The sequence below is a fragment of the Duganella sp. CY15W genome (assembly GCF_009857555.1).
In the GTDB taxonomy this organism is placed as follows: domain Bacteria; phylum Pseudomonadota; class Gammaproteobacteria; order Burkholderiales; family Burkholderiaceae_D; genus Rugamonas; species Rugamonas sacchari.
Map to the genome: position 1 here is coordinate 520,049 of NZ_WWCQ01000002.1, position 23,079 is coordinate 543,127.

Annotated in this window: 23 protein-coding genes and 1 tRNA gene; 17 read left to right on the forward strand and 7 right to left on the reverse strand. The window is 52.9% G+C overall.

Features of this window, described 5'->3' with window-relative positions:
• Window positions 1-88 precede the first annotated feature (88 nt).
• The 3 genes from GTP58_RS11870 to mscL are packed head-to-tail and all read right to left on the reverse strand — an operon-like array spanning window position 89 to window position 2,423.
• A complete protein-coding gene (locus tag GTP58_RS11870) occupies window positions 89-775 on the reverse strand; it encodes a DUF2461 domain-containing protein (RefSeq protein ID WP_161077652.1) in 687 nt (228 codons plus the stop codon).
• 7 nt (window positions 776-782) lie between these two features.
• Window positions 783-1,943 carry a Do family serine endopeptidase gene (locus tag GTP58_RS11875; RefSeq protein WP_161077653.1) on the reverse strand — a complete coding sequence of 387 codons (1,161 nt, stop codon included), beginning with the start codon at window positions 1,941-1,943 and terminating at the stop codon, window positions 783-785.
• A 39-nt stretch (window positions 1,944-1,982) separates the two neighbouring features.
• On the reverse strand, window positions 1,983-2,423 hold the full coding sequence (gene mscL / locus GTP58_RS11880) for a large conductance mechanosensitive channel protein MscL (protein ID WP_072788109.1): 441 nt from the start codon (window positions 2,421-2,423) through the stop codon (window positions 1,983-1,985).
• 347 nt (window positions 2,424-2,770) lie between these two features.
• Here mscL and petA point away from each other — a divergent pair, with 347 nt between their 5' ends.
• The 13 genes from petA (at window position 2,771) to GTP58_RS11945 (ending at window position 16,140) form a co-directional block, all read left to right on the forward strand.
• Window positions 2,771-3,379, forward strand: coding sequence for a ubiquinol-cytochrome c reductase iron-sulfur subunit (gene petA, locus GTP58_RS11885; RefSeq protein WP_072788107.1), 609 nt, complete (start codon window positions 2,771-2,773; stop codon window positions 3,377-3,379).
• 1 nt (window position 3,380) lies between these two features.
• Window positions 3,381-4,793 (forward strand): cytochrome bc complex cytochrome b subunit, encoded by a 1,413-nt coding sequence (locus GTP58_RS11890; RefSeq protein ID WP_161077654.1) that lies wholly within the window; start codon window positions 3,381-3,383, stop codon window positions 4,791-4,793.
• A gap of 23 nt (window positions 4,794-4,816) precedes the next feature.
• Window positions 4,817-5,581: a cytochrome c1 gene (locus GTP58_RS11895; RefSeq protein WP_161077655.1), complete on the forward strand. Its 765-nt coding sequence runs from the start codon at window positions 4,817-4,819 to the stop codon at window positions 5,579-5,581.
• Between the two features lie 114 nt (window positions 5,582-5,695).
• Entirely contained in the window at window positions 5,696-6,307 is a 612-nt protein-coding gene (locus tag GTP58_RS11900; RefSeq protein ID WP_072788101.1) for a glutathione S-transferase N-terminal domain-containing protein, read from the forward strand.
• A gap of 88 nt (window positions 6,308-6,395) precedes the next feature.
• Window positions 6,396-6,884, forward strand: a complete 489-nt coding sequence (locus GTP58_RS11905; RefSeq protein WP_161077656.1) for a ClpXP protease specificity-enhancing factor — start codon at window positions 6,396-6,398, stop codon at window positions 6,882-6,884.
• Window positions 6,885-6,910: 26 nt separating this feature from the next.
• Window positions 6,911-6,986 (forward strand) — tRNA-Thr (locus GTP58_RS11910).
• Between the two features lie 198 nt (window positions 6,987-7,184).
• On the forward strand, window positions 7,185-8,336 hold the full coding sequence (locus tag GTP58_RS11915) for a site-specific integrase (RefSeq protein ID WP_161077657.1): 1,152 nt from the start codon (window positions 7,185-7,187) through the stop codon (window positions 8,334-8,336).
• 162 nt (window positions 8,337-8,498) lie between these two features.
• On the forward strand, window positions 8,499-10,268 hold the full coding sequence (locus tag GTP58_RS11920) for a hypothetical protein (RefSeq protein ID WP_161077658.1): 1,770 nt from the start codon (window positions 8,499-8,501) through the stop codon (window positions 10,266-10,268).
• Between the two features lie 364 nt (window positions 10,269-10,632).
• Window positions 10,633-11,280 (forward strand): dUTP diphosphatase, encoded by a 648-nt coding sequence (locus GTP58_RS11925; protein ID WP_202413641.1) that lies wholly within the window; start codon window positions 10,633-10,635, stop codon window positions 11,278-11,280.
• A 20-nt stretch (window positions 11,281-11,300) separates the two neighbouring features.
• A complete protein-coding gene (locus GTP58_RS11930) occupies window positions 11,301-12,206 on the forward strand; it encodes a hypothetical protein (RefSeq protein ID WP_161077659.1) in 906 nt (301 codons plus the stop codon).
• A 12-nt stretch (window positions 12,207-12,218) separates the two neighbouring features.
• Window positions 12,219-14,084, forward strand: coding sequence for a hypothetical protein (locus tag GTP58_RS11935; RefSeq protein ID WP_161077660.1), 1,866 nt, complete (start codon window positions 12,219-12,221; stop codon window positions 14,082-14,084).
• Complete coding sequence (locus GTP58_RS31055; protein WP_202413643.1) at window positions 14,071-15,045, forward strand: hypothetical protein; 975 nt, start codon at window positions 14,071-14,073, stop codon at window positions 15,043-15,045. The genes GTP58_RS11935 and GTP58_RS31055 overlap by 14 nt, the downstream gene beginning before the upstream one ends.
• A gap of 15 nt (window positions 15,046-15,060) precedes the next feature.
• Window positions 15,061-16,140: an N-6 DNA methylase gene (locus tag GTP58_RS11945; RefSeq protein ID WP_161077661.1), complete on the forward strand. Its 1,080-nt coding sequence runs from the start codon at window positions 15,061-15,063 to the stop codon at window positions 16,138-16,140.
• A gap of 167 nt (window positions 16,141-16,307) precedes the next feature.
• Here GTP58_RS11945 and GTP58_RS11950 read toward each other — a convergent pair whose 3' ends face one another.
• Complete coding sequence (locus GTP58_RS11950; RefSeq protein WP_161077662.1) at window positions 16,308-16,592, reverse strand: hypothetical protein; 285 nt, start codon at window positions 16,590-16,592, stop codon at window positions 16,308-16,310.
• A 582-nt stretch (window positions 16,593-17,174) separates the two neighbouring features.
• Between GTP58_RS11950 and GTP58_RS11955 the strand changes: the two genes are divergently transcribed.
• A complete protein-coding gene (locus tag GTP58_RS11955; RefSeq protein ID WP_161077663.1) occupies window positions 17,175-18,059 on the forward strand; it encodes a dienelactone hydrolase family protein in 885 nt (294 codons plus the stop codon).
• 3 nt (window positions 18,060-18,062) lie between these two features.
• On the opposite strand, the gene GTP58_RS11960 is transcribed toward GTP58_RS11955, so the two are convergent.
• The 3 genes from GTP58_RS11960 to GTP58_RS11970 all read right to left on the reverse strand — a co-directional run bounded on the left by GTP58_RS11960 (window position 18,063) and on the right by GTP58_RS11970 (window position 20,877).
• The gene (locus GTP58_RS11960) at window positions 18,063-18,809 is read right to left on the reverse strand and encodes an ABC transporter substrate-binding protein (RefSeq protein WP_161077664.1); all 747 of its coding nucleotides are present in this window, start codon (window positions 18,807-18,809) and stop codon (window positions 18,063-18,065) included.
• A gap of 123 nt (window positions 18,810-18,932) precedes the next feature.
• Window positions 18,933-19,913 (reverse strand): alpha/beta fold hydrolase, encoded by a 981-nt coding sequence (locus GTP58_RS11965; protein ID WP_161077665.1) that lies wholly within the window; start codon window positions 19,911-19,913, stop codon window positions 18,933-18,935.
• Between the two features lie 127 nt (window positions 19,914-20,040).
• Window positions 20,041-20,877 (reverse strand): alpha/beta fold hydrolase, encoded by an 837-nt coding sequence (locus tag GTP58_RS11970; RefSeq protein WP_161077666.1) that lies wholly within the window; start codon window positions 20,875-20,877, stop codon window positions 20,041-20,043.
• A 152-nt stretch (window positions 20,878-21,029) separates the two neighbouring features.
• Here GTP58_RS11970 and GTP58_RS11975 point away from each other — a divergent pair, with 152 nt between their 5' ends.
• From GTP58_RS11975 to GTP58_RS11985, 3 genes are all read left to right on the forward strand, one after another.
• Window positions 21,030-21,932, forward strand: coding sequence for a LysR family transcriptional regulator (locus tag GTP58_RS11975; RefSeq protein ID WP_161077667.1), 903 nt, complete (start codon window positions 21,030-21,032; stop codon window positions 21,930-21,932).
• A gap of 113 nt (window positions 21,933-22,045) precedes the next feature.
• Window positions 22,046-22,228, forward strand: coding sequence for a hypothetical protein (locus GTP58_RS11980; RefSeq protein ID WP_161077668.1), 183 nt, complete (start codon window positions 22,046-22,048; stop codon window positions 22,226-22,228).
• Window positions 22,229-22,251: 23 nt separating this feature from the next.
• Window positions 22,252-23,022 carry a head GIN domain-containing protein gene (locus tag GTP58_RS11985; protein ID WP_229215545.1) on the forward strand — a complete coding sequence of 257 codons (771 nt, stop codon included), beginning with the start codon at window positions 22,252-22,254 and terminating at the stop codon, window positions 23,020-23,022.
• Window positions 23,023-23,079 lie beyond the last annotated feature (57 nt).

Sequence of the window (23,079 nt, forward strand, 5' to 3'; positions counted from 1 at the left end):
CCAACACGAGCTCAACCCTAGCAGCTAGCTAAGGTTGAGCTCGTGTTGGATTGCAAGAACTGACCCCGGATCTTTAGACCCCGGATTTTTATTCTTCTTCGTCGGACTTGGCTTCGCGCATCCAGGTCACCAGCGGGTAGGCGTCTTTCAAGCCGGCTGCCAGGATGGGTACCAGTTTTTCTGGTTGGTTCAGCGGCAGGTCGATCTCGGTCCACACGAAGAAGCTCTTGAGCTTGATGTATTCGATGTGCTCGTGCTCGGGGTCGAAGCCTTTCGGCGGACGCTGCAGCTTGCCTTCGTTCTGGATGTCGCCAAACGTGGCCACCAGCTTTTTGTTTTTCAGCACCTTGCGGAAACCGGCCGCGTCGTCGACCATATGGCGGCGCAGCGCTTTCAGGCGGTGCGGCGGTGGCATGTATTCGCCGGCGCCAAACAGCAGCTTGCCGTCGCCTTCGATGTGCATGTAGTAGGTCGGACCGCCGGCCTTACTTGGCCGGCGCATGTCGTTGGGCGCTACCGCCGCCGAGAAGCGCGTCTTGTACGGCCGCTTGTCATGCGCAAAGCGCACGTCGCGGTTGATGCGGAACATGGCTTTCTTGGGATTGCTGAACTTGACCTGGGGATCAAATTTGCCCAGCTCGGCAATCATCTCGGTCACCACTTGCAGGAATTCTTCGCGCAGGATGTCGTAGCGCGGCTTGTTCATGATGAACCAGGGACGGTTGTTGTTGTCCGCCAGCTCGCGCAGATATTGGGTCAGGTCTCGCAGATGCATGGTGTCCTTATTTCGCATTGGCCGGGCGCTTGCCGACCGTGATGTCCAGCGTGGTTTCGCGGTTTTTCCGCAGGACCGTCATTTTAGCTTTTCCGCCCGGCGCGAGTTGGGCGATGAGGTTGAGCATGCTGTTGGTGTCGGCCACCGGCTTGTCGTCCACCGACAGCAGGATGTCGCCCGGCTTCATGCCGCCCTTGTCAGCCGGGCCGTTGCGCACCACGCCGGCAATGATGGCGCCGCTCTGGCGCGTCAGGCCAAAGCTGGCGGCCAGCTCGGGCGTAATCTCTTGGGTCTCGACGCCGATCCAGCCGCGCACCACGTGGCCGGTCTTGATGATGGCTTCCATCACGTTCTTGGCGGTCGATACGGGGATCGCAAAGCCGATGCCGACCGAACCACCGGTCTGCGAATAAATCGCCGAGTTGATGCCCAGCAGATTGCCGTTGGCATCCACCAGCGCTCCGCCCGAATTGCCGAAGTTGATGGCGGCATCGGTCTGGATGAAATTCTCGAAATGGTTGATGTGCAGGTTGTTGCGGCCCAGCGCGGAGATGATGCCCATGGTCACCGTCTGGCCCACGCCAAACGGATTGCCAATGGCCAGCACCACGTCGCCGACCTGCGCCTGCTCGGCCTGCCCCAGTACGATCACCGGCAGCTTGTCCAGGGTGATCTTGATGACGGCCAGGTCGGTCTCGGGATCGGTGCCCACCAGCTTGGCAGCAGCCTTGCGGCCATCCGCCAGCACCACCTCGATTTCATCGGCTGCTTCCACCACGTGGTTGTTGGTCAGGATGTAGCCCTGGCCGGACACGATCACGCCCGAACCCAGGCTGGATTCGTCGTCCGAGTCCTCGTCGCGGTCGCCGAAGAATTTTTTAAAGAAGGGATCGCGCAGCAGCGGATGCTTGCCGCGCTTGGGTTTCTTGCTGGTGATGATGTTGACCACGGCCGGCATGGCACGCGCCGCCGCCGCGCGGTACGAGCCCACCGCCGATGCGGGTGGCTTGGCCGGCCCGGCCTCCAGCATTGCCGCCGGATGGTCGACGCTGCCCATCTGCTGCACGCGCACGGGCGCCGGCCGCTCGCGGCCAACCGCCATATAAACGAAATACAGTGCCAATACGACGGTCACCGTTTGCGCAAACAATAACCAGAGTCGTCGCATCGCAAGTCCAGCCTGCCGCCCCGGTGGGGCGGCTTGAAGTTATTTGTTTTTCAGGGAATCGCGGATTTCACGCAGCAGCACGATGTCTTCCGGGGTCGGCGGCGGTGGCGCAGCGGCAGCGGCGGCCTCGTCCTGCTTGTGACCCAGCGTGCGCGCCTTGTTCATCAAACGCACCATCTGGAAGATCACAAACGCCAGGATGACGAAGTTGAGCAGGATGGTGGCGAAATTGCCGTACGCGAAGACCGCGCCCAGTTTCTTGGCTTCTGCCAGGCTCAGGCTCGCGGCCTGGCCATTCAAGGGAATGTAGTAGTTCGCAAAATCCAGGCCGCCAAACAGCTTGCCGATCGGCGGCATGATGATGTCGGCCACCAGCGAATCGACAATCTTGCCGAAGGCGCCGCCGATGATCACACCGACCGCCAGATCGACCACATTCCCCTTCATCGCGAATTCTTTGAATTCCTGCATCATTGCCATTTTTTTATCCTCGCTGTGTGGTCAATTGTGAACAAAACTGCGCTTGGATCATACTATTTTTTCAATTGGATTCCAAACACGCTTGCTGTTTACGCATTTGCAAGCCGAATTACGCTATAAATTGACCTACATCAATTTCTGCTCATAGCCCAACCTCATATCATCGCAACGGGGCAGTGTATTAACTGTTTGAAACTTGGGGAAAGAGCAACGTTGGTGTGTAGAGTTGCATCATGCATACTTTATAATGTATGTTTGCTGGATTTCGTGCTGCACCAAGTTTTCAGTTTTCAGTTTTGTACACAGTTCTCAAGATTTTGTTCGCACTTTGACTGATTGGGGTTTGTATGAGTAACGAAAAGCAGGTCGATTCAGGCCGCCGCGGATTGCTGGTCGCCACGGGCGCCGCAGGTGGTGTCGTAGGTCTGTCCACCGCAGGAGCATTAGTCAGTACCTTCCAGCCGTCGGAACGCGCCAAAGCGGCCGGCGCACCCGTGGAAGTGGATATTTCCACACTCAATCCCGGTGAAATGAAAACCGTGGAATGGCGCGGCAAGCCGGTCTGGATCATCAAACGCACGCCGGAAATGGTGGCGTCGCTGAAAAAAACCGACGGCAAAGTTGCTGACGCCGAATCGAAACGCAATCCCGACGAATTTACTCCCGAATACGCCCGCAATGAATGGCGCTCGCGCAAGCCCGAGCTCATGGTGGCGGTCGGCATCTGTACCCACCTGGGCTGCTCGCCCTCGTCCAAGTTCACCCCCGGTCCGCAGCCTTCGCTGCCGGATGACTGGGAAGGTGGCTTCCTCTGCCCTTGCCATGGCTCGACTTTCGACATGGCTGGCCGTGTATTTAAGAACAAACCCGCGCCGGACAACCTGCAGGTACCGCGTTACATGTTTTTGAGCGACACCAAGCTGGTCATCGGTAAAGACGAGAAAGGCGAGGCATAAGATGGGGGCATTCAAGGAGACCAAATTCCCGGCCGACGCACCGGCCGCACAAAAAGCTCTGGGCTGGGTCGACGACCGTTTCCCGCTCACCAAGCTGTGGAATGATCAATGGGGCAAGTACTACGCCCCGAAAAACTTCAATTTCTGGTACATCTTCGGCTCGCTGGCCATGCTGGTGCTGGTGCTGCAGATCGTGACCGGTATTTTCCTGACCATGCACTACAAACCGGATGCCACCCTGGCCTTCGGTTCGGTCGAATACATCATGCGCGAAGTGCCGTGGGGCTGGCTGGTGCGCTATATGCACTCGACCGGCGCCTCGTCGTTCTTCATCATCATCTACCTGCACATGACGCGCGGCCTGCTGTACGGCTCGTACCGCAAGCCACGTGAGCTGATCTGGCTGTTCGGCTTTGCCATCTTCCTGTGCCTGATGGCCGAGGCGTTCTTCGGCTACCTGCTGCCGTGGGGCCAGATGTCGTACTGGGGCGCCCAGGTGATCGTCAACCTGTTTGGCGCGATTCCGCTGATCGGCCCCGACCTGTCGCTGTGGATCCGTGGTGATTACGTGGTGTCCGATGCGACGCTGAACCGCTTCTTCGCGTTCCACGTGATCGCGATTCCGCTGGTGCTGCTGGGTCTGGTGGCAGCCCACCTGATTGCGCTGCACGAAGTTGGTTCGAGCAACCCGGACGGCATCGAGATCAAGGAAAACCTGGGCGCGGACGGCCATCCGGTCGACGGCATCCCTTCGCACCCTTACTACACGGTGCATGACCTGTTTGGCGTCTCGGTGTTCCTGCTGATCTTCAGCGCGGTGGTGTTCTTCGCGCCGGAAATGGGCGGCTACTTCCTGGAGTACAACAACTTCCTGCCCGGCGACTCGCTGAAAACCCCGCTGCACATTGCGCCAACCTGGTACTTCACCGCGTTCTACTCGGTGCTGCGCGCCACCACGGCCGACTTCATGTGGGTGCTGATGTTCTTCGTGGCCGCCTACGTGGTGTTCATCTGGCTCAAATCGCGCCTGGCCAGCCTGACCAAGACCATCATTGCCGCAGTCGCGCTGGTGGCCATCATCGGCATGCTGCCGCAGGTGCTGGATGCGAAATTCTGGGGCGTGGTGTTCTTCGGTTCGTCGGTGGTGATCCTGGCCTTCCTGCCCTGGCTGGATAAATCGCCGGTCAAGTCGATCCGCTACCGCCCGAGCTGGCACAAATACGTGTATGCCGTATTCTTCATCTCGTTCCTGACGCTGGGCTACCTGGGTACCCTGCCGCCAACCGAGGGCCGTACCATCGTTTCGCAAGTGTGCACCCTGCTGTACTTTAGCTTCTTCCTGTTCATGCCATGGTGGAGCGCCATGGGCACGTTCAAGAAGGTTCCGGACCGCGTGGTCTACCACGGCCATTGATAAAGTACACAAAAGGACAACACATGAAATTCGCGAAACGCGCACTTGCCATTCTGGCATTATTGCCCGGCCTGGCACTGGCCAACGAGGGCGGCGTGGCCCTGGACAAGGCTCCGGACCGCTCCAATAACATGGCGGCGCTGCAGCACGGCGCCAAACTGTTCGTAAATTACTGCCTAAACTGTCATAATGCGTCCTCCATGCGCTACAACCGCCTGAAAGACCTGGGCTTGAGCGAGGAGCAGATCAAAGCCAATCTGCTGTTTACCGGTGACAAAGTCGGCGAAATGATGACCACCACCATGAAACCGGCCGATGCGAAAGCATGGTTCGGCGTGGTGCCGCCCGACCTGTCGGTGATCCAGCGCGCGAAAGCGTCTGGCGCCGGCAGTGGCAGCGACTATCTGTACACCTACTTGCGCACCTTCTACAAGGACGACACCCGCCCCACCGGCTGGAACAACCTTGTCGTGAACAATGTGGCAATGCCGCATGTGTTATGGGAATTGCAAGGTGTACAGAAAGTGAAGATGGAAGAAGTGGCCGATCCGCATGAACATGGCAAAACAATCCATCAGTTTGCTGGATTTGAGCAGGTCACTCCGGGTAAACTAGGCAAATTGGAATTTGACACCGCCGTAGCCGACCTGGTCGGTTATATGGAATGGATGGCGGAGCCTGCAGCGCAGACCCGCAAAAAACTGGGCGCCATGGTTGTGCTGTTTATGACCGTGTTTGCTCTTCTGGCATGGCGCTTGAATGCGTCGTTCTGGAAAGAAGTGAAATAGACGAGAGCGCCGGCTGGCCGGCGCTTGTTTTGCGAAGCCCGCCTTGACGGGCGATCGATCCGGGGTGATCCGTTCGCGGCCCACCCCCTTTTGTTCTTCTAAGGAACGATAAACATGATGGTTCTCTACTCGGGCACTACCTGCCCATTTTCGCAACGCTGCCGCCTGGTCCTGTTTGAAAAAGGCATGGACTTTGAAGTGCGCGATGTCGACCTGTTCAACAAACCAGAAGATATCTCGACCATGAATCCGTATGGTCAGGTGCCGATTCTGGTCGAGCGCGAATTGATCCTGTACGAATCGAACATCATCAACGAGTACATCGACGAGCGCTTCCCGCACCCGCAACTGATGCCGGCTGACCCGCTGATGCGCGCCCGTGCGCGTCTGATGCTGTTCAACTTCGAGAAAGAGCTGTTCGTCCACGTGCACACGCTGGAAAGCGAACGCGCCAAGGGCAACGACAAGAGCCACGACAAGGCCCGCGCAGAAATCCGCGACCGCCTGACCACGCTGGCGCCGCTGTTCCTGAAGAACAAGTACATGCTGGGCGACGAGTTCTCGATGCTGGACGTGGCGGTAGCACCGCTGCTGTGGCGCCTGGACCACTACGGCATCGAACTGTCGAAAACCGCCGCGCCGCTGATGAAGTATGCCGAGCGCATCTTCTCGCGTCCTGCTTACATCGAAGCACTGACGCCGTCGGAAAAGGTCATGCGCCGTTAATCGGTCTGGCTGATTTAGTTGAAGTATTGCGGCGCGTTTGCCGGCCTTCGGGGGCGGCGCGCCGTGTTTTACCGCAGTCTGGAATCCCATGTCTGAAATCTCAACCAAGCCCTACCTGCTGCGCGCCATTTATGAGTGGTGCACGGACAGCGGCTACACGCCCTACCTCGCCGTCAAAGTCGACGCCTCCACCACGGTGCCGATGGAATATGTGAAGAAGGGTGAAATCGTGCTCAACATCAGCTTTGGCGCCACCTCGGGGCTGAAGATGGACAACGACAGCATCCGCTTCCACGCCCGCTTCGGCGGCGTCTCGCGCGAAATCTACGTACCGGTCAACAACGTGATGGCGATTTACGCCAACGAAAACGGCCAGGGCATGGCGTTTGAACCGCAGCTGGGTCAGCCATCCGCACCGCCAGCACCAGCGCCCGTGGAAGAAGCGCCAGCGCCAGTCCTGTCAGCAGTGCCGCCACCGTCGGCACCAGCATCGGCAGAAGCGAAAACTGAAGCGCCAGGCGACGACACCGATCCCCCTAAAAAGGGTGGCCGCCCCACCCTTACGCGTATTAAATAGCGTATAATTCGCACCGTAAAAGTTACGCCGACTTAGCTCATTTGGTAGAGCAGTTGATTTGTAATCATCAGGTGGCCAGTTCGAAACCGGCAGTCGGCACCAGTTAGCGTTTTGAATAGCGCAGGAAAAACCCGGAAATCACCTTCTTCATAGGGGATCTCCGGGTTTTTTTACGTCTTCGTTTGCGGCAGAGTAAAGTAAAAACCGACGTTTTGGACCACAATTTGGCAAGGAATTGCCAACGATTGGCAACTGAGCCGGTCTAACACTTTTCTTGAACACAAAACAAGGAGGTGCAAGATGTCTGGTCCAGTAAAGGTCGGTACACGATGGCGACATCGCATCATGGTGAACGGTAGCCGTGTGTCAGGCACATTCGACACCAAGGCAGCAGCGCTAAAGTGGGAGGTAGAACAGCGCATGCCCTTGGGGCACGAGGAGGAAATCGCCGTAACCAAAACCTGCGCTGAAGCATTCCGGCGCTACGAGATCGAAGTCTCCCGCTCACAGCGAGGACATCGCTGGGAAGCAGGACGCCTCGCTGCCATGGCCGCCTCATCGCTCGGCCTCATCACCATGGGCAAGCTGACTTCCTCACACATCGCCGCCTGGCGTGACGAACGCTTACGGAGCGTTCAGGGCGGCACCGTCACGCGGGAAATGAATCTACTGTCTCATGTATTCTCCATCGCCCGTAAAGAGTGGCATTGGCTGAGAACCAACCCAACCAGGGATGTGGCTCGGCCGAAGGCCAAACCACACCGCGACCGCCGCATTAGTCAGGAAGAAATAGACCGCATCTGTCTCGCTTTGCGCTGGCCTAACGACGGCAGCATCACCGCGCCGGAGACGATCCAGCAACGCATTGCACTCGCCTTCCTGTTTGCCATTGAAACCGCTATGCGAGCTGGAGAAATCTGCAGTCTTCGCAAAGGTGACGTTAACAGTTGCGTTGCTCACCTCAAGATGACGAAAAACGGCTTCTCGCGCAATGTCCCGTTGTCTCAAAGGTCGATGGATATCTGGGCCATGGTCCCCAACGGCTTCGGTATTACGACGGCTACCTTAGATGCGATGTTCCGCATGGCGCGCAAACGCGCCGGCGTTGAAGGGCTGACCTTCCATGACACTCGCCATGAGGCTATCACACGCCTTGCAGCTAAGTTAGCCTGTTGCCTAACCATCAGTGTCTTCGGCTTTTACATTCATCGGGGCCCCTATGACGCTGGCTATGCAAGCGGCTACGGGCAAGTCTGCAGCGAAGCGAAAGACGAAAGGGCAGCTGCTGCTTGGGCCAACACACCGCAAGGCAAAGCGGCTTATCGCCTTGCACAGTACGGTGCCATCGATAATCTAATCAAATGCAGTCAGCCCGGCTGGAAGATAGAACAAGGTATCTGCTACGTGCACCCAGCGCCGGATGGATCGATATACGGTTGGAGAATACGCTAGGGACAGACAATACCAGTCTCCAGTACTAAATTCTCAACAGTAAGTTACATTTCGATAGAATTGACAACCAGTTCACCGTGCATACTCGACACGTATAATTACTTAAAAAATAAAATTCTTAGGTTGAGCTAACCATTGTGTTTAGAAAGAAGTGAGTAGATTATGAAGTTATTTGATGTAGTTCAGAGCCTGCTTCCCGAAGGAACAAAAATAAAATTATTGTTAAAAAAAGCAGGCACTTCGGAAGAATTTTTTCAGATCGAAAGCGAAAAACCAGACGGATATATTCAATGTCCTGCATGGCCGCCAGATCTATTTGCCGTAGTGGGAACTATAATTGAAAAATCCAGCTGCTACACTTTTGCGGGACCTGATTTAAATAACCCTGCAAACCATCAAAAATACTTAGAAGAAATCTTTTCAGCTGCGCAAGATTGGAAGTCCTTTTCCGCAGTGCCTCCGTTGATTCAGGATTTGTGGGATGCCATGTTGGGAGCAGGCAGCACAGAAATAAACGAGATATGCAATAAACCGGAACTGACCCTAACTTTGCTAAAGCTGTTTGCTATTGCCGATGAGGCTTGCAACGGCATCGGGTGGTCCGTTGATCCAACAAGTAGCGGTATTAACGAACTAGTCACTACAAGCTTCTTGGATCAATCGACTGCCGCGAATTCCTCATCTGGGAAAAACGATGTTCCTTATCTTCCATATCGCCCAGTATCTCTGTGTTCGCTCGTTCGCACTGATTTGGCAATAGTTTTGCCGAAATCGATGACCGCAAATGTTGGATGCACAATCCGATCATTGAGCCACCATTTGGCGTTACTACCTGGATCAACGCAAGTTGAACCTAGTTGGACAGTTGCAGATAAACCAGATAACTCTAATGGGTTTCTTCGGATTTTAGCTGTTCCATTTCCTTTTCACATCCCAGAAAACAGCTTTTCTCTAAAGCATGATAAAAAAAAGATCAATAAAAATGCATTCACACCAGGGTTCTTCGGTTTGAGCCAAAATTGGCTAAAGACCGGCAAAGATGACGAAGAAATTTCCGGTATCTCCTTCGTGAAGGATTTACTAATTCCTTTACTTCAAGACGCAAAGAAAGAGTCCGCAGGTGCACAGATCCACGGTATCGTTATGCCAGAGTGTGCTTTATCTGAAAAACTTGCCGATGAAGTCGCTGAAGCTTTAAAGGATCAAGGTATAGAATTTTTCATTACTGGCGTATTAACCAAACAGGTCGAAGGTGATCGCAACATTGCTCGAACCTACTTATTTTCTGAGAGCAACGGCCAGTATGCTTATATGGTAAAAGCCCAATCCAAGCACCATCGCTGGCGAATTGATGAGGCCCAGGCACGACGCTATGCGCTCAATTTTCCGGATAATTCAGTTCTTGCAGAAGAGCATCGCTCGAAGCAATGGTGGGAATCAATTGACGTATCGAAACGGACACTTCCGTTTTTCGCCATTAGAAAGGACATTTCGATCTCGGTTTTGATCTGTGAAGACCTTGCTAGAGCGGATCCAGCCATGTCCGTAATCCGGGCCGTAGGACCTAACCTGGTGTTCGCGCTCCTAATGGACGGACCGCAGCTCGCGGCTCGTTGGCCAGGCAGATACGCGACCGTACTGGCTGATGATCCAGGATCTTCCGTATTGACTCTGTCATGCATCGGCATGGTAGACCGTTCCAACTGGCTCGAAAGTAGGCCGATACGTTCGATCGGGCTGTGGAAAGATGCAGGTGGGCGCCCCCAAGAGTTGAACTTACCGCACTCGTGCCAGGGAATGCTATTGACGTTGAAATCGAAAAACATTACACAAAATACACTGGATAATAGGTCAGATCTGAATCGAACCAAAAAATTGGCGCTCGTTTCGACCGTTCCATTAAAGGTTGCTCATCTCCCTAACTGGCTATAATATGGGGACAAGAGCCCACTTCGAGCCCATACCTAGAAAGGATGGAAAATGACAACAATTCGCCTGACGTCAAGATTTATGCGCCCCGACGACGCGGATGTGATTGCATCTGTGCAAGAAAAACTTCGGGCTGCCGGCTTGGTTCCGGTACAAGACGCTGACTTAGTAAGCAGAGTACAAGCAGTCCGAAGAAGCGTAGATTCGATACGCGCTGCTGACGAAGCCCAGACTCAGGAGCCGGAGAAATTCGCCCCCTGAGTATTTTTACATACAGAAAGCCCAAAGGATGTGTTCTTTGGGCTTTTTTTTTATAAAAATAGTTATATTTTGAATTTTAAACAACAATAATACTTATGGAGCTGTGATGGATAACGTCCGCAACTCGGAAATGCTTCGGGCAATGCTGTCTCTTCAAGATGCTATAAATCAGAAAATAAATATTCATTGGCGTCAAGCACAAAATCCATGGTATCGAGCAATGTGGTCGGAATGTGCTGAGCTAATTGATCATATCGGCTGGAAATGGTGGAAGAAGAAGGCCCCAGATTTGGGACAAGTCAAGTTAGAAATCATCGACATTTGGCACTTCGGTCTAAGCGCAACGCTTGAACAGCACGAATCGGTAGATTCTGCGGCATTGGCCTTATCTGCAAAAATTGGCGGTCCAGCTAGCACTAAACCATTACCTCCAAACGAGCTTATCGAACTGGTCGAGAGATTTGCCTCCAAGGTATTAGAGACGAAAAAATTTGATATAGATGGCTTTGCAGAACTAATGAACGGCGTAGGTTTGACCCTGATAGAACTCTTCGAAAACTACGTACAAAAGAATGTGTTAAATAAATTTCGGCAAGATTATGGATATGCAGAGGGAACTTACATAAAAATCTGGGATGGTCGAGAAGATAATGAGTGGCTTGTCGATCTCGCGTCTAAAATAGATGCGAAAAATCCATTGTATGCGGATCTTCTGTACGATTCTTTATCTGAAACCTATAAAAAGTTAAAATAGATAAGGGCTGGAAGAGAAATATGAGACATAAAGAACTTCCAGTAGAGCGATGGCAGTACTTAGTTCAAGTAGGTCTATGGCCGCCCAAGCGCATCTTCGATCCCGTCGGGTGGATGGGAAATTTTGATGACGAAGAAATTAAATACGCTTTGAGGCTGTTGGAAGGATTCACATACTTCGCACCGGACCTCATGGCCCAAATGTTTAAAACAGCTTTCCTTAGCCTCTCACAAATTATTGTGACAGACAAGAGCAGCTATTCAAATGCTCAAAAACAATGGTCAGAATTTGTTGAATCTGTCTTGATAGTACGAGTAACGGGGGAAAGCCCGAACGATTCCGACAGCGGATATATTTATTCGCGACTGGCTCGAACTAAGCTAGGCATACCAGAAGAACGCATCGTTTCACATGAGGAGGCCTGCTATATTATCGCACGCGATTCCTCTCCGCATAATATTGTGTTTGTTGATGATTTCGTAGGATCAGGCAGTCAATTCATTGAAACGTGGACGCGTACTAACAACATCATAGGCTACGCAGGGAGTTTCGAGGTAATTTCAAAATTGAATGTTAAAGCCAAATTTTATTACTGTCCGGTTATTTGCACTGAAGAAGGCAAGAAAAATATTAAAGAAAGCTGCCCAAATGTGATTGTTGTTCCGGCACATTTTTATAGTTCGCGACATAGCGCGCTTTCAAGCGATTCGGTGATTTGGCGAGACGACATGCGCATAACAGGTCCAGAATTTGTAAGAAAAGCCAGTGCGAGGGCCGGGTTGCCAGACTTGGACGGTGAGCAAGGATGCTGGCAGGGTTTTCAAAAGCTTGGGTTGGCAATAGGATTCAATGAGTATGCTCCAGATGCAACCTTGCCAATTTTCACCACCACCAAAAATGGCTGGAAACCGTTAATTCGCGTTTGAGGCATTCTGACAATGAACGATAAAAATATTCAAAAAGATGCTGGAAATATGCTCGGTTTATACAAAGCCGAGTGGCTAGACGAAAAATTATATGAACTCTTTAGAGCGCCGAATTACTTTCAGGAACTAGAGACGAAAAGACCTTGCGTCCTTATCGGGGGACGAGGAACCGGGAAAACGACCGTTTTGAAAGGCCTTTCATACCAAGGACAATATGTTCTTTGTGGAAAAGATCCTCGCAAAATAACAAAGTGGGCTTTTTTTGGCTTATATTGGCGGGTTAATACTAACCGCGTTACCGCGTTTAAAGGTCCTGAATTGGTCGAACAGCGTTGGATAATGTATTTTTCGCATTATCTTAACCTTATTTTGTGCCAATTGATGCTTGACTGCGTGCGATGGGTTGGAAATATACAGAGCACGAAAGTTGAAATAAGCCCATCTAAGATGCGGGCTATTTGTGCCACTCTCAATATTCCAGTGATGGACAATGCTGAGTCGTTGTCGGAAGAAATAGAATTACTGATTTTACGCTTTGAGGCATCAATAAATAATATTGCGGACAATCCCAGTATTCCATTAAGCATGCTAGGCTCTCCACTTGATGTTTTAGCCGAAGCACTATCGAAATGTGATCAAATAAAGGGGCGCCAATTTTACTTCTTAATTGACGAGTTCGAAAATCTAGAAGACTACCAGCAACGTGTATTTAATACTATTATAAAGCATTCTAACGCCAATTATACTTTTAAGATTGGGGTGCGCGAACTTGGTTGGCGGCAACGAGCAACTTTGAATTCTAATGAGCAATTGAGGTCGCCTGCTGATTACGAACGGTTAAATATTAGTGACTATTTTACGGAATCTAAATTTTCTGAGTTTGCCGAGCGCGTAATTCAGAGTCGCATATCAAGTGATTTTTCGGCCCCTTCGGACTTACTCCCTGGCCTGACCGATTTTGAAGAAGGCGATCTTCTTTTAGAAAAAAATTATTCAGAGAGAATTTCCGAAAAAGTCGAATCGCTTTTGACCAGTAGTGATCTTAAGAAAGTGCATAAATTAAGACCTAGTGAGTTATATTTTCTTGAATATTGGTCAAGAAATCCTAAAAATGATTCGTTAGTTGAATGTATAAAGTCATACCTACAAAATAAAGAGAAATGGAAAGATCGTTTCAACAATCATTTCTATGCGTCTTTGTTTGCCATTCGAAAAGGAAAACGAGGAATTAGGAAATATTACGCAGGATGGGATGTATTCGTCACTCTATCACATGGTAATATTCGCTATTTACTAGAGCTAGTTAATGAAGCGTTTATGCGTCATAAAGCGATGTCTGGTAATTTAGGGGGGGCAATTAGTTTTGAAGCGCAGACGGAGGCGGCGGAATTCGTCGGCCGAAAAAACTTATCAGAGTTGGAGGGGCTAAGTGTGGAAGGCGGCCGTTTAACGAAATTATTACTCAGCTTAGGCAGAATTTTTCAGGTGTTTGCTGCAGATCCCAATGGACACACTCCTGAAACAAATCAATTCCACTTAAGCGAAGAAATCGTTGATCCCGAAAAAGAGCTACGCATTCAAAATACCATGCATCAGGCAGTTATGCATCTCGCCCTAATTAGATTTTCTGGAAACAAAGCTACTGAAGATACAGATACTAGAGCTTATGACTATATGATGCATCCCATCTTTGCTCCATTCTTCGTATTCAGTCATCGGAAAAAGCGCCAGCTAACCATAAATGGGAGCCAGTTGCTCGGGCTGATTGATGAGCCAAAAAGCAATATAAAGAAGATTCTGTCAAGCACGAACCGTTCAGATAGTGATTCATTGCCTGATCAATTGCAACTTTTTGAGTCTTATTATGCGGTCGACTGAATATCAACCGATTCTTACGGATAGCTATTCAAATGTGACTGAATTCAATCCGGAAGCTAATAGCCTCTATATTTTCGGCGATGGGGTTGAGGAGCGAACTTCTCATGTGACGCGCCTAAAAAAAGAGAAAGCTAGTATTACTTTCCTCCAAATAACTTCTCAATCGTTAAGTGAATTTGTTGTGGCTGGAGAAAGTGAACCTTATTACCTGAGATCGCAAGCAAGTTTTACTAAATTTTGGGAGAAAGCCAAGCTTTTTAGTAAAATTTATATCGATATGACTGGATTGACGCACCCAGTTTGGGCAGCACTTTTGCGAACAGCGATCGCACTACCAATTGAAGTACTTTTTGTTTATGTCGAACCTAACAATTACATCCGTAGCACGGCCCCAGTTGATGGACAAATCTACGAATTAAGCGCGCGCATTTCTGGAATATCACCTTTACCAGGGTTTGCCGTACTTTCTGCAAAAAGCCACGCGAATCCACTTTTCCCTTGTCTCTTAGGGTTTGAGGGTACTCGGCTTAAGCACATTATTGAGAAAAATGATCCCAATTATGAGGACATAATCCCTATAATTGGAGTTCCTGGATTTAAGCCATGGTATCTATTTGAAACTTTCTTAGGAAATCGGACAACTCTCGCCGAAAACTCTATTTGGCAATCCCTGCTTTATGTACCGGCTCACTGCCCATTCAGTTGTTTTTATACTTTAGGGAATTTGAACAGCGAATTTCCCGACAGGGCAATGAGAATAGCGCTGGTAGGTACTAAGCCGCATGCTTTAGGAGCTGTTTTATTTCATCTCGCGGACTTCTGTGCTACTGAATTAGTTTACGACCACCCTATTCGTAAACATGGTCGTACAGATGGGACCGAGAGACTGCACGTATATCATGTATCTGCAATAATGCAGCTAACAAAAAAACAAAATTATGACGTAATCACCGCGATCTGAGATCGCGACATAAATATGTTAGATGCTCACTACACACCACCAGAAATAGCTCGAAAAATGCTTCTAGAGCTCCCTTTGGATTTCTCTCCAAACACCGTTGCAGACTTTGCTTGCGGAGACGGTGCACTGCTGCTTGAAGCTGCGAATCGTTGGCCAAGTTCACAATTGATCGCTAATGACATAGATACCAAGCTTATTAAAAGACTGCAAAGAAAGCATGGGAATTGGATTACAAGTACAGCAGATTTCGTTTCCGAAACATCGTTAAAGCGCTCGAAAATTTATCCGCTGCAACGAAGCGTTGACTGTATACTTATAAACCCTCCGTTCAGTGAAAAGGGAAAAGCTAGGTTGACGTCTTCTTTTTTTGGATCTGAAGTGACAACAGGAAGTACAATGGCTTTTCTATTGCGTGCACTTCAGTTTTTAGCACCTAATGGTTATATGGTGGCGATCTTGCCAGATAGTTGCTTTATTAGTGATAGAGATAAGTTGGCTTGGTCTAATATTAAATCTCATTTTTCGGTTAGGAAAGTATTATCTAATTCACGCTCTACCTTCAAAGGTATCGCCGCGTCCACAACGGTTGCAGTGCTTCGCTATCGTCAGCATAACGACTTCCCGCTTGCGAAAGAAAAGTCTGAAGTTGCTACCGATATAGAAATAGTCCGAGGTAAGTTGCAAATGCACACCGTGGAAAAATGGAGATCCGAAAATGGGTTCCCGTTAGTTCACACTTCCAATCTAGTAAAGAACAAAATAGATTTAAAAGAAATTTGTATTGTCAACTATAAGCATGTGATAAGAGGACCAGCTGTTCTAATTCCACGTGTAGGACTAGTTACCAGAGATAAGATTGCAATATTGCCTAGGCACAAGTCTGTAGTTATGTCTGATTGCGTTCTCGCTGTTAAATGTGAGACAAATAATCATGCAAAAGTACTTACCGACGTGTTATTTGCACACTGGGATGTTTTTCGCACTGCCTACGGCGGTACTGGAGCGCCTTACACAACGCTTGAGCGGATCAATGAAGTAGTCTCCTATTGCATTAATGCCAACCTAGACAGCCAAAATCATCGTAAGGCTGCTTAGATTGGATATATTGGTTTGATGGCCAAACGGGATAATGACAACTATTTGGCAATTGCCTTTATAGGTGGTTGATTCCACGTATATTTTGATTCCGGCAGTCGGCACCAAAAAGCAGTAGTTAAAAAAGGGGTTACAAGCATGCGCTTGTAACCCCTTTTTTGTTTTACTCACGCGCAGCCCATAGCGTGCATATAAAACTGCATATCAATATGAAAAACTATTAGCGCAGTCATGCTTCCGTTTGCTTCTATAATCGCTGCAGCCCATTGAAAAATAGATGCGACCGGATGAAGCCTGTACTTAAGATTGCCTGTGTATCCGCCTGAGCGCGGCATCAAAGGCAGGCCGTTGGCGTTGGCGGCGATAGCGGCAGTGCATATGCTGTTGCTACCGTTGCTGTTTGCGGCCGGCGGCAAGCGCTCTGTATCGCCAACGGAACCGGCGCGGCGCATGCTTATCGTGCTCACCACCCGGCCTCAATAACGGCAGCCGCTTCCTGTTCCGCCAGCACACGCAAGAGTATCCTCGCCGCGCAGTCAGGTTCGGCTGCCAGCGCCGGTCCCGCTTGCGACTGTTGCGACGCAAACGCTGGAAGCGACGTATGTCATACCGGAAGCATCTGTCCCGATTGTTGGCGCCATCGATGCGGCGACTATCGCGCTGCGGTCAGCAGGCGCGATTGATCGGCAATTGCGCCAGGGGTTGCCGGGCGCGGCAGAAGGCCCGCTGACAGCGGGCGGCGACCGGTTAGCGGCTGCTATCGCATCCGCGCATGTGTATCGCGGCGGTGTACACATGGAGGAAAATCAAACTCAGCGATGGTCGTGTCGTGTCGTGACCAAGGTGGTAAGTTCGCTGGGTGTGTACTGTATGGCGATGCAGTCGAATGTAGGCGCCGCTTTCGACCCCATCAGAAATGGCGTGAAAACCGTCAAGGTGGCGTGCCCTCGTTAAGCGCTGCGGCACTCACCTTGTCCCAGGTAGCGCATGCAATAAATCACGATGTCCAATATCTCAACCAAGGAGGCCGCAACATGACACGCAAGACCGCAGCTGATTTTGACCCGGAAGTGATGAAGCTGTTCGACCAGTACGTGCACGGCCGCATCAGCCGCCGCGACTTTCTGTCCTCGGCCACGCGCTATGCGGTAGGCGGCGTTACCGCTGCCGGCCTGCTCTCCGCACTGAGCCCCAGCTTTGCAGCGCCGCTGATCACACCGGATGACAAACGTGTCAACGCGCGCTATGTGGAACTGCCTTCGCCGCAAGGCAATGGCACAGTGCGTGGCTATCTGGTGACGCAGGCCGGCGCCAAGGGCAAGCTGCCGACGGTGCTGGTGGTGCATGAGAACCGAGGTCTCAACCCACACATAGAAGATATCGCGCGCCGTCTGGCACTGGATGGTTTCCTGGCCTTCGCGCCGGATGCCTTGCACACCCTGGGCGGCTACCCCGGCGACGAGGATCAGGCCCGCACTTTGTTTGGCAAGCTGGACCAGACCAAGACGCGTGCTGACTTCATCGCGGCGGCACACTGGGTGCGCCAGCAGCCTGAGAGCAATGGCAAGCTGGGCGTGGTTGGCTTCTGCTACGGCGGCGGCATCGCCAACTATCTGGCGACACAACTGCCGGAGCTGCTGGTGGCTGTGCCCTTCTACGGCGCGCAGCCGAAAGCGGAAGAGGCCGCGCGCATCAGGGCACAGCTGCTGATACACGATGCCGAAAAAGATGAACGCATCCGCGCCGGCTGGCCGGCTTACGAAAAGGCTTTGCAGGCAGCGGGTGTGAAGTACGAGTACCACGTCTACCCGGGTACCGAACACGGCTTCAACAACGACACCACACCGCGCTACGACGCCGCTGCAGCCAAGCTGGCGTGGCAGCGCACGGTCGATTTGTTCCGTGCGCGGCTGGCCTAAGGCTTATTCGTATTTGCCAACGCTGCGCTGCCATTCGGGATCGTCCTTTAGCTTACGCAGCACGGGGGCGATCTTGTGATAGATGGCAGCTTGCGCATGCGGTATCAGAAAGCGCCGCTCGGTCGGCTGCGATGGCAGGACGTGCACCTGAAACTGCGCCTGCATCGCATGCTGTTTGAGATACCAACGGACGATGGATTCCGCCGCCAGTACGCCATCAACGCGATGCAAGCGTAGCTTTTCCAGATTGTGTTCATCGCTGCCTGCATCGTTACGGATCAGTCCCTGCCGGCGTATCCACGCATCCAGATCGGGATAGCTATAGCCGAGCACCATGCCCAGCGTGTGGCCCGCCAATGGGCCGGGCACCGTATCGCTGTATGGCTGGTTGACGGGTAGCACAACGACATAGCGGTCCAGCGCAAATGGCGCCGTCCACAGATATTTTTTCTGCGCCACATCGTCAAACCAGTGCGGCATCATGCCGATGACGATGCCGTCCAAAGCGCCATTCTCAACTTGCAGCTGCAGCCGCTTGCGTGGCAAATAGATCAGCTTGAATTGCAGGTCACCGATTTTCTGTCGGTTCAGGTAGTCAACCATATCGGCGTACATGCCGTGACCATCGTTCGATAGCAAGGGCGCCACGCGCGCGCTGGTGTAGACATTCACCACCTCGGCCGACAAACGGCCATGGAACGCGAGAGCACACAACAGTAAGAAAATGGTGACGGCGGACCTGGCTGGCATGCTTAACCCCGATGGGAGCCGATGAGTATCAGTGTCCAGAATCTCACACTTGTTCACATAATTCAACAGTGGCACCCGCACAGGCCCGCACGCAAAAAGGCCGCCCGCAGGCGGCCCTGGCGATTACGATTTGGCGAACGCCAGGAAATCATTGTTGAACTTCTCTTTGTGCGTGTCGGTCAGACCGTGGGGCGCACCTGGGTAGACGATCAGCTTTGCGCCTTTCACGATTTTGGCCGAGGCAATGCCGGCGGCCTTGATCGGCACGATCTGGTCATCGTCGCCGTGGATGATGAGGGTCGGCTTGTCGAACTTTTTCAGGTCGTCGCGGAAGTCGGTTTCCGAGAAGGCTTTGATCGAGTCGTAGGTGTTTTTGAAGCCGCCTTGCATACCTTGGGCATACCAGGCCTGGATGATGCCCTGCGATGGCTTGGCGCCTGGTCGGTTGTAGTTGTAGAACGGGCCGGACGCAATATCCAGATACAGCTGGCCGCGGTCATTGATCTGGCCTTGACGGATACCATCAAACACTTCGAGTGGCAGGCCATCCGGGTTATCGGCAGTTTTCAGCATCAACGGCGGCACAGCGGAGATCAGGCCCAGTTTGGCGATACGCTTGGTGCCGTGGCGGCCGACGTAGCGTGCCACCTCGCCGCCGCCAGTCGAGAAACCGGCCAGGATGATGTTTTTCAGGTCCAGCACCTCAATCAACTGCGCCAGATCGTCGGCGTAGTGGTCCATATCGTTGCCCTCCCAAGGCTGGCTGGAACGGCCGTGACCACGGCGGTCATGGGTAATCACGCGGAAGCCGTTATTGGCCAGGAAGAAGGCTGCCGATTCCCAGCTGTCCGAGCTCAGCGGCCAGCCGTGGCTCAGGATCACAGGCTGGCCATTGCGTGGACCCCAGTCTTTGTAATAGATCTCGACGCCGTCACGGGTGGTGATGGTGCTGGCGGTTTTGCTGACCACGCCCTTGCCTGCGGCAGTTGGCGCAGCCTGGGCGCTGCCACCCAAGGCGGCCAGCGGTACGGCGACGGCTGCGGCGGCAGCACCAACGCTATTGAACAGTGCGGAACGACGGGACAGGCTGATTTCTTTGCTCATGATAGGCTCCAAATTTAGTAGTTAGCGATTAAATTGCGTGCTGCACGTGATGAATATATATCGCACACTATTTAATAGCAAGCAATTTTTAAATATTTTTATGGGCCGCCCGAGGCGGCCCGGTGAATCAGGATTTGGCAAAGGCCAGGAAATCGTTGTTGAACTTCTCTTTGTGTGTGTCGGTCAGACCATGTGGCGCACCGGGATAGATGATCAGCTTGGCGTCTTTGACGATCTTGGCCGAGGCAATCCCGGCGGCCTTGATCGGCACGATCTGGTCATCATCGCCGTGGATGATGAGGGTCGGCTTGTCGAACTTTTTCAGGTCGTCGCGGAAGTCAGTTTCTGAGAAGGCCTTGATCGAGTCGTAAGTGTTTTTGAAGCCGCCTTGCATGCCTTGGGCATACCAGGCCTGAATGACGCCCTGCGATGGCTTGGCGCCTGGACGGTTGTAGTTGTAGAACGGGCCGGACGCAATATCCAGATACAGCTGGCCGCGGTCATTGATCTGGCCCTGGCGAATACCATCAAACACCTCGAGTGGCAGGCCGTCCGGATTATCGGCCGTTTTCAGCATCAGCGGCGGCACGGCTGAGATCAGGCCCAGTTTGGCGATGCGTTTGGTGCCGTGGCGGCCGACGTAGCGTGCCACCTCGCCGCCGCCAGTCGAGAAACCGGCCAGGATGATGTTCTTCAGGTCCAGCGCCTCAATCAGCTGCGCCAGATCGTCGGCGTAGTGGTCCATATCGTTGCCGTCCCAAGGCTGGCTCGAGCGGCCATGACCACGGCGGTCATGGGTAATCACGCGGAAGCCGTTATTGGCCAGGAAGAAGGCTGCCGATTCCCAGCTGTCCGAGCTCAGCGGCCAGCCGTGGCTCAGAATGACTGGCTGGCCGTCACGTGGTCCCCAGTCCTTGTAGTAGATTTCGACGCCGTCGCGGGTGGTGATGGTGCTTGCGTTCATGATCTTCTTCCTTATAGGCGATGTATAGACATTTAGTGTTGTGCTACAGTCGTTTCGTTCTGCAGCAGCGATGAAGTGCATCTTAGGCCGCGCCAAACGTTTGCGGAACAGACAACACTGCAAGGCCACTTTGCAAAAATGCAGACCCCACCATGGCAATGAGTAACGACTTCGACTGGAATGACATCCCGCTGATTCTCGCGCTGGCCCGCAGCGGCAGCATGAGCGCTACCGGCCGCCAGCTGGGCGTCGACGCCTCCACCATCAGCCGCCGCATTGCCGCCGCCGAGAAGGCGCTCAAGCTGCGCTTGTTCATCCGCGATAACACCGGCTACCAGCTCACCGATGCCGGCCAGGTCTTTGTCGAGCACGGCGAAGCGGTCTATGGCAATGTGCAAAGCATGTTGCAGGCCTCGTCGCAGGAGGCGGATGCGGTACTGGGGGCGGTCAACATCACCTCCATCGATTTCCTGTTCGATTACTGGCTGCTGGAGCATGTCCCTGCCCTGCACGCGCAGCACCCTCACCTGCAACTGACGCTGCAGGCGGAAAATCAAAACCTCTCCTTCACCCGCCGCGAGGCCGACTTCGCCCTGCGCCTGGGCAAACCCAGCGAAGACGCAGCGCTGGTGATGCGCAAGCTGGGCGACCTGGGTTTTGCGGTCTATGGACACGCCAGGTTCGCCGACACGCCGCGCGCCTGCTGGGGTACGCAACCGTGGATCGCCTATGACGACACGCTAGCCAACACTGCGGAGATGCAATGGCTGGCGGCGATGGAACCGCAGCCGCGCAAAGTCCTGCGCGTGAATAGCCTCAGCACCATGGTGCGCGCCTGCCGTGCTGGCGTGGGCATGGCGCTCCTGCCCTGCATCATGGGCACGCAGGAAGGCCTGCAGCGCATTGGCGCCAATGTCGAAGTCCAGCGCGATATCTGGCTGCTCAGCCATCGGGACGCTGGCTCAATCGCCCGCTTTAAAACCGTGTCCGTCTGGCTGTCGCAGCTGTACGCCGCCAACGAACAGCTGCTGTGCGGCGCCGCTTCGCACCCTTAAAACGCATTCTGCCCCCCTTTTTTTGCAGTTCGTCACATCCCCATGGATGGACGGGTAGCCCTTGTCTATAGTTCACTCAACGCAACGAACTAACCACCCACAAGGAGCTCAAAATGAACATCGCAAAAAACATGGAAGCCATCTTCGTAGCAGCTATCGTCATCGCCAGCGCTACTTCCTTCGCCACCGCCGCAGTCAGCACGCCAGTGATCGCAGTGAAAGCAGAAGCATCGGCCATGCAGACCGTGACGGTCACCGCAAAACGCCTGACCGCTACTGAAAAAGCTGCGCTGTAATTCACTCAACGTCGACGGAGCGCATGATGAAAAAATTGATGAAGGCTGCGATGCTGGCAGCGGTACTGGGCAGCGGAGCGCACACCGCGCTGGCTGCCGACGCTACCAGCGAGAGCCGCAGCATTGATGCCCGCGCCGTCAATATCGAACTCGATGGCGTCATCAGCCTGAAGGTGAAACAAGGTAGCACGGCAGCGCTGACCATCTACGGCGAACCGGAAGCACTGAAAAAAGTGGTGGTCGAACAGAGCGGCGACAAGCTGCACATCGGCACCCAGAAGATGAACTCTTTTAACTTCGGTAACAAGCGTGAACTGCGCGCCGAACTCACGCTACCTAATCTGCGCATGCTGACTTCGTCCGGCGTCGGCGCGACTGAAGTAAGCGGCTTTAACGGCGACAATCTGCGCCTGTCACTGGACGGTGCAGGCTCCGTCAAAGTCGATGCGCAATATCGGAATATGGACGTGCGCCTTGGCGGCGTAGGCGGCATGACCGTCAACGGCGGCAACAGCGACAGCGTCGATCTGTCCTTGAGTGGTGCTGGCCACATCGAAATGAGCGGCCAGACCAAACAATTGAAGGCGAGCCTTGGCGGCGTTGGTAGTCTGGATGCGCAGCAGCTGCGCGCCGATAGCATCGACGTCAACATGAGCGGTCTGGGTAGTGCACAGGTGTACGCCAGGACTAACGCCAATCTGAAATTAACGGGCATGGGTTCGGCCAAGGTATTTGGTAACCCAGCCAATCGTAACGCCAGCGCACGCGGCATGGGCAACGTGAGCTGGCAGTAAGGAACGCTCCGGCCTGCGTGGCCGGGCTATCGTAAACACATGGGTGTGTTTTTACCG